The sequence below is a fragment of the Rhizobium ecuadorense genome (assembly GCF_001187535.1).
In the GTDB taxonomy this organism is placed as follows: domain Bacteria; phylum Pseudomonadota; class Alphaproteobacteria; order Rhizobiales; family Rhizobiaceae; genus Rhizobium; species Rhizobium ecuadorense.
In genome coordinates this window covers 1-235 of record NZ_LFIO01000928.1, presented here as the reverse complement: position 1 = coordinate 235, position 235 = coordinate 1, and the positions used below count along the sequence as shown (strand labels likewise).

The window sequence follows — 235 nt, the reverse complement described above, 5'->3', positions numbered from 1 at the left end:
ATTTTATCAGCTGCAAGGACTGGCTGCGGTTCTGCCTGACCGGGACCATCGGTACGGACCGCACCGAAGCGAGCACCTCCTTCACCAATGTCAAGACGCAGAACTACAGTGAGGACGCCCTGCGGCTGTTTGGATTGCAGGATCTCGTCGACGCCCTGCCACCAGCCTCGCGCTCCGACCAGATCGTCGGACGCGTGACCCGTAAAGCCGCGCAGCTGACCGGCCTTGCCGAAGG

At 62.6% G+C, this 235-nt stretch carries 1 protein-coding gene; it reads left to right on the top strand.

Annotation, left to right across the window (positions count from 1 at the left end):
* A partial coding sequence (locus tag AF337_RS16045; RefSeq protein ID WP_244471269.1) for an FGGY family carbohydrate kinase occupies positions 1 to 235 on the top strand: 235 nt, incomplete at both ends.